At 46.7% G+C, this 5,893-nt stretch carries 6 protein-coding genes; all 6 read left to right on the top strand.

What is annotated here, in order from left to right; translation table 11 throughout:
• Positions 1-641 (top strand): response regulator (locus AB4517_RS21815; protein ID WP_372149944.1); only part of this gene is annotated, 641 nt, incomplete at its 5' end.
• Between the two features lie 45 nt (positions 642-686).
• A complete protein-coding gene (locus tag AB4517_RS21810) occupies positions 687-2,132 on the top strand; it encodes an ATP-binding protein (protein ID WP_017068960.1) in 1,446 nt (481 codons plus the stop codon).
• A gap of 111 nt (positions 2,133-2,243) precedes the next feature.
• Entirely contained in the window at positions 2,244-3,491 is a 1,248-nt protein-coding gene (locus tag AB4517_RS21805) for an ABC transporter substrate-binding protein (RefSeq protein WP_372132852.1), read from the top strand.
• Between the two features lie 181 nt (positions 3,492-3,672).
• Positions 3,673-4,611, top strand: coding sequence for a carbohydrate ABC transporter permease (locus tag AB4517_RS21800; protein WP_017060634.1), 939 nt, complete (start codon positions 3,673-3,675; stop codon positions 4,609-4,611).
• Positions 4,608-5,465, top strand: coding sequence for a carbohydrate ABC transporter permease (locus AB4517_RS21795; RefSeq protein ID WP_048613124.1), 858 nt, complete (start codon positions 4,608-4,610; stop codon positions 5,463-5,465). Before AB4517_RS21800 ends, AB4517_RS21795 begins: the two co-directional genes overlap by 4 nt.
• Before the next feature lie 6 nt (positions 5,466-5,471).
• A partial coding sequence (locus AB4517_RS21790) for an ABC transporter ATP-binding protein (RefSeq protein ID WP_372149941.1) occupies positions 5,472-5,893 on the top strand: 422 nt, incomplete at its 3' end.

The following is a 5,893-nucleotide window of genomic DNA, read 5'->3' as shown; positions in this document are numbered from 1 at the left end:
ATGTTTCTTCTGTGGGAGATGGTGTTGAACTAGAAGCTCATCTGCAAAACCAAGGTTATCCAGATCTGATTCTGCTTGATGTGATGCTACCCGGTGACGATGGTTTTACCTTGTGTCAACGCGTCCGTAAGCAATCGAATGTGCCTATCATCATGCTGACTGCCGTATCGGATGAAACCGACCAAATTATCGGCTTAGAAATTGGTGCTGATGATTACATTGCCAAGCCGTTTAGCCCTCGTCAGTTAATGGCGCGTATCAAAGCGTTGTTGCGCCGCGTTCAAGTGGTGGATGACAAGACAAGTGATGCATTGCCAAAACAGATTGTTTTTGGTGATTGGACGCTTGATACGTTAGCGCATCGAATTTCCCACAATGAAAACTCGGAAGAGATGGATTTGTCGGGCAGTGATTTTTCTCTGTTGATGTTGTTCTTAACTCGCCCTAACGAAGTTCTCGACCGTGACACTATCTCATTCGCGACCAGAGGCCGTGAAGCGTTGCCTTTTGAGCGAGGCATTGATGTGCAGCTTAGTCGTCTGAGAAGCCGATTGGGCGACAGTGGCAAGTATCCTCACTACATCAAAACCATGCGCGGTAATGGCTATATCCTCGCTGTGCCTGTTCAGTATGAACACTGATAATCAAGTGATGTTAATGAGCACCTCGGCAATGAAGTATTTCCTATGAACGGGTTGAGTCGGTTAAAGCCAAACTCTTTGGTTGCCAGAACATTGTTACTGACCTTGTTAGCTGTGGTGATAGCTCAAGGTATCGCAACGTCTATTTGGTATAGCGAATCCAAACACAAAGAACTGGAGGGGATTCGTTCTGCCTCTTCAAGCATGGCCAATATGTTTGCCTCGACGGTGACTTTCTTCCAGTCTCTGCCCGTTAAATATCGCCATATCGTGTTGGATCAAATCCGCAATATGGGCGGTACGCGCTTCTTCGTTTCTTTCAATAAAGAGGCGTTGATTGTCGAACCGATCCCTGATACCCGTTTAAAAACCGCCTCGATTGAAGCGATAGAAAGTGTTTTGAGTAGCAAGCTCAATAAAGTCGAATCAGTGCGGGTTGATTTCTCTCGCCCTGAACATCTTCGTTTGCTTAAAAATGATATCTACTTGAGCGATCTCCCACGATCGTGGGCACATCATACTTTAACCTTAGAACCTCTTAACCCTCCTATTCTGGTTGTTCAGATAGAATTAGCCAGTCATGAATGGGTGTATATCGCCGCGTTGTTGCCTGCGCCTTACGTCAAACTCGACGATACGATTCTCGGCAGAGAACAGGTGATCTTCTTAGTTTCCTCGACCCTCATTCTTTTGGTTTTGACTTACTTGATGATTCGTCGGCAAGTACGCCCTCTTAAAAAATTAGCAAGAGCGGCCAATGAGATGAGTATGGATATTCAGCAGCCGCCACTTAACGAAGAGGGGGCTACTGAGCTGGTGACGGCGACCCGAGCGTTTAATCGAATGCAGCAACGGATTCGTCGCTATGTTGCCGACCGTGAGCACCTTTTCTCTGCAATCTCACATGATTTAAAGACACCAATAACACGGCTTAGATTGCGTGCAGAGTTGTTGGAGAGTGAAGTAAAGAAAGACAAATTCAACAAAGATCTCGATGAGCTTGAGATGATGGTTAAAGGTGCTTTGCAAGCGGTAAGAGACACCGATCTACACGAGAATAATGCCATTATTGACCTCAACGAAATGGTACTTGCAGTGATTGAATCTCATAACCAGTATCAGACAAAGGTTGAGTTCGAGCCGGTCGTCATTGAGCCATTGGTCGCTAAACCACTGGCGATAAAGCGTGTACTCACCAACTTAATCGACAACGCGGTTAAGTATGGTTCCTCAGCAGTTGTTGAAATCAGCGGTGATGATCTTTGGGTGGTCGTGACCATTCAAGACCGTGGTCTCGGTATTCCAGAAGACAAGCTAGAGTTAGTTTTTGAACCTTACTTTAGGTTAGCAACGGATGATCAAGGACACGGTTTAGGGCTTGGAATCTGTCGAAACATCCTACACGGACACGGCGGAGATCTCATTATTCGTAACTCCCCTCAAGGCGGCTTAGAAGCTAAAGTCTATATTCCACGCGGCCTAGAAGTTTAATGTAACAATTGTGTTACATAGGGCTTACCTTTTGTTTCAATCCTAAAAATCAAAATAAGTAGACTCTTTATTGAACCGGACGTCGAGTCCGCTAAAACATGGAAGATAATAATGAAAATCAATAAAACCCTACTTACTCTATCTCTTCTTGCTGCCTCAACATTTTCTCAAGCTGGTGAAGTGGAAGTGCTTCACTGGTGGACTGCCGGTGGCGAAGCGAAATCCGCAGCGGTACTGAAAGAGATGATTGAAGAACAAGGCCATACTTGGAAAGATTTCGCTGTTGCTGGTGGCGGCGGTGAAAGTGCGATGACTGTTTTGAAAACTCGAGCAGTGTCGGGCAATCCTCCATCTGCCGCGCAGATCAAAGGTCATGATATTCAAGAGTGGGGTGGTTTAGGTTTTCTAGCGTCTCTCGATGCAACGGCGAAACAAGAACAATGGGATGAGCTACTGCCAGAAGTGGTCACTAAAGTGATGAAGTGGGATGGCGAATATGTGGCGGTTCCTGTCAACGTTCACCGTGTTAACTGGCTTTGGGCTAACCCTGTTGTTTTAGAAAAATCAGGCGTGACGGTTCCAACTACGTTAGATGAGTTCTTTGTTGCCGCAGACAAGATTAAAGCGGCTGGCTTCATTCCACTGGCTCACGGTGGTCAACCTTGGCAAGACGCGACGGTATTCGAAGCGGTGGCACTTGATGTGCTAGGCAGTGAAGACTACAACAAAGCGTTCGTTGACCTGGATATGGACGTGTTGTCTGGTGACAAAATGGTGGAAGTATTCACCAAGTTCAAAAAGATGCGTGATTACATCGACAGCAACTCTCCGGGTCGTGATTGGAACGTAGCAACTTCGATGGTTATCAATGGCGAAGCGGCAATGCAGATCATGGGTGACTGGGCGAAAGGTGAATTTACTGCGGCAGGCAAAGTACCGGGTAAAGATTACATCTGTGCACCAGCACCGGGCACTGATGGCCAATTCACTTTCAACATCGATAGCTTTGCGTTCTTTGAGCTGAGTGACAAAGAGAACCAAAAAGCGCAGCAAGACCTAGCGAAAACCATTCTTACCAAAGATTTCCAAGAAGTCTTCAACCTTAACAAGGGTTCTATCCCTGTACGTCTAGATATGGACATGTCTAAGTTCGACCAATGTGCGTTGGATTCAATGGCAACCTTCAAAGCGAGTGCGAAATCTGGCGATCTTGTTCCGAGTATGGCTCACGGCCTAGCGACAACAAGCTACGCTCAAGGCGCGATTTACGACGTGGTAACCAACTTCTTCAACGAAAAAGATGCCGATCCAAAACAAGCGGCGGCTAAGTTAGCGAAAGCTGTGAAAGCGGCTATCTAATATAACTTGATAAGCGACACACAACGCACGTGAGTGACGGGTTGTGTTGCTTTACCAAACCCCCAGGGTGGGTAGGCTCGTAGGGAGCCTATCTACTCTTCACTCCCAATTCTGATATGCGTGATGCTGATGTGGTGCCGAAAGGTAAGCCATTGGCTCGATTGTGCAACAAGGATAAGTTATGGAGCATGTTTTGACTGAGTCGACTCCAAAACCTACAAGGAGCCAGCCTGCGCCCAAGCCTAGCTTTGCTGACAGGTTGCAACATTGGTTACCCAAGATTGTACTGGCGCCGACCGCGTTAGTGACCGTGGTGTGTATCTACGGCTATATATTCTGGACGGCGGCGCTGTCGTTTACGAATTCTCGATTTTTACCGAGCTTCAACTTTGTTGGTTTAGCTCAATATGAAAAGCTGATGGACAACGATCGCTGGATCACCTCAATCACCAACCTCGGTGTGTTTGGTTTTCTGTTCATGGCGATTGCTATCTTGTTGGGTGTGGGTTTGGCGGTATTGCTTGACCAGAACATCCGTCAAGAAGGCGCGATTCGTACCATTTATTTATACCCAATGGCCTTGTCATTCATCGTGACGGGTACCGCTTGGAAATGGATTCTCAATCCGGGTCTTGGCATTGAAAAACTGATGCAAGATTGGGGCTTTACCGACTTCAAATTCGATTGGTTAGTCGACTCTGAAATGTCGGTCTATACCTTGGTTATCGCAGCACTTTGGCAGTCGTCAGGCTTCGTGATGGCGATGTTCTTAGCCGGCCTTCGTGGCATTGATTCTTCAATCATCAAAGCCGCTCAAATTGATGGGGCAAGCTTACCCACTATCTATCTCAAAATCATTTTACCTTGCTTGCGTCCTGTGGTTTTCAGTGCGGTGATCATCACGTCACACATTGCGATTAAGAGTTTCGACCTTGTGACGGCAATGACGGCAGGTGGCCCAGGTTATTCATCGGATCTTCCTGCGCTATTTATGTACGCACACTCCTTTACTCGCGGACAAATTGGCCTTGGTGCTGCCAGTGCCATGATGATGCTTGCTGGTATCTTAGCGATTCTCGTGCCTTATCTTTACTCTGAACTTAGGGAGAAAAAGTCATGATGAATAACATCAATTTTGCTCGAATATTTATCTATTCAGCACTGCTTTTCTTCTGCTTAGTTTATTTAATGCCACTGTTCGTAATGGTACTGACCTCATTCAAAACTTTGCCAGACATTAAGGCGGGTAACTTGATGAGTTTGCCGAAAGAGTGGGTGTTTGATGCTTGGTATAAAGCGTGGGATACCGCTTGTACGGGCGTAAAATGTGAAGGCATCAAAGGTTACTTTTGGAACTCATTCCAAATGGTGATTCCTGCGGTTGCGATTTCAACATTGCTCGGAGCATTCAATGGTTATGTAGTGACGAAATGGCAATTCCGAGGCTCGAATCTGTTCTTCAGCTTACTGTTGTTTGGTTGCTTCATTCCGTTCCAAGTGGTGCTACTACCAATGGCAACCATGCTCGGCAAGATGGGGCTAGCGAACACAACCATCGGCTTGGTGATTGTGCACGTTATCTACGGCATGGCGTTTACAACTCTGTTTTTCCGTAACTTCTACATCTCGATTCCGGATGAATTGATCAAAGCAGCAAAACTGGATGGTGCAGGCTTCTTTACCATTTTCTTCAAGATCTTATTACCGATCTCTACGCCTATCATCATGGTGACGGTGATCTGGCAGTTCACCGCAATCTGGAACGATTTCTTGTTCGGGGTGGTGTATTCCGGCTCAGAGACTCAGCCAATCACCGTAGCATTAAATAACTTAGTCAACACCAGCACGGGCGTTAAAGAATACAACGTTGATATGGCTGCCGCGATCATCGCCGCGCTGCCAACGCTGTTGGTGTATGTCTTCGCAGGAAAATATTTTGTTCGTGGCCTAACGGCAGGATCAGTAAAAGGATAATTACCCATGGCAACATTAGATTTAAAACAGATCCGTAAAACCTATCGCAACGCGGACAACGAAACGTTAAAGGGCATCGACATCAGTATCGATTCGGGGGAGTTCTTGATACTTGTCGGCCCTTCGGGGTGTGGGAAATCCACCTTGATGAACACCATCGCTGGGCTAGAGAGTATTAGCTCGGGTGAAATCGTGATTGATGGTGTTGACGTGGCCCAGGTTGAACCTAAAGACCGCGACATCGCGATGGTATTCCAGTCGTACGCGCTTTATCCAAACATGACGGTACGCGGCAATATCGCTTTTGGTTTGAAGATTCGCAAGATGCCGCAGCAAGAGATCGATGCAGAAGTAAACCGAGTGGCTGAAATGCTGCAAATCGAACAGTTGCTGGATCGTAAACCGTCGCAACTTTCTGGTGGTCAGCG

The sequence above is a fragment of the Vibrio sp. 10N.222.52.C3 genome (assembly GCF_041474195.1).
GTDB classification, from domain to species: Bacteria; Pseudomonadota; Gammaproteobacteria; order Enterobacterales; family Vibrionaceae; genus Vibrio; species Vibrio crassostreae_C.
Note: the sequence above shows the minus strand (reverse complement) of the source record. Positions and strands in the feature narration are given on the sequence as shown.

What these genes read in the sequence shown, in the direction of transcription:
- AB4517_RS21810 (WP_017068960.1), top strand. Translation starts at nt 687, where the DNA reads ATGAACGGGTTGAGTCGGTTAAAGCCAAACTCTTTGGTTGCCAGAACA.
- AB4517_RS21805 (WP_372132852.1), top strand. Translation starts at nt 2,244, where the DNA reads ATGAAAATCAATAAAACCCTACTTACTCTATCTCTTCTTGCTGCCTCA.
- AB4517_RS21800 (WP_017060634.1), top strand. Translation starts at nt 3,673, where the DNA reads ATGGAGCATGTTTTGACTGAGTCGACTCCAAAACCTACAAGGAGCCAG.
- AB4517_RS21795 (WP_048613124.1), top strand. Translation starts at nt 4,608, where the DNA reads ATGATGAATAACATCAATTTTGCTCGAATATTTATCTATTCAGCACTG.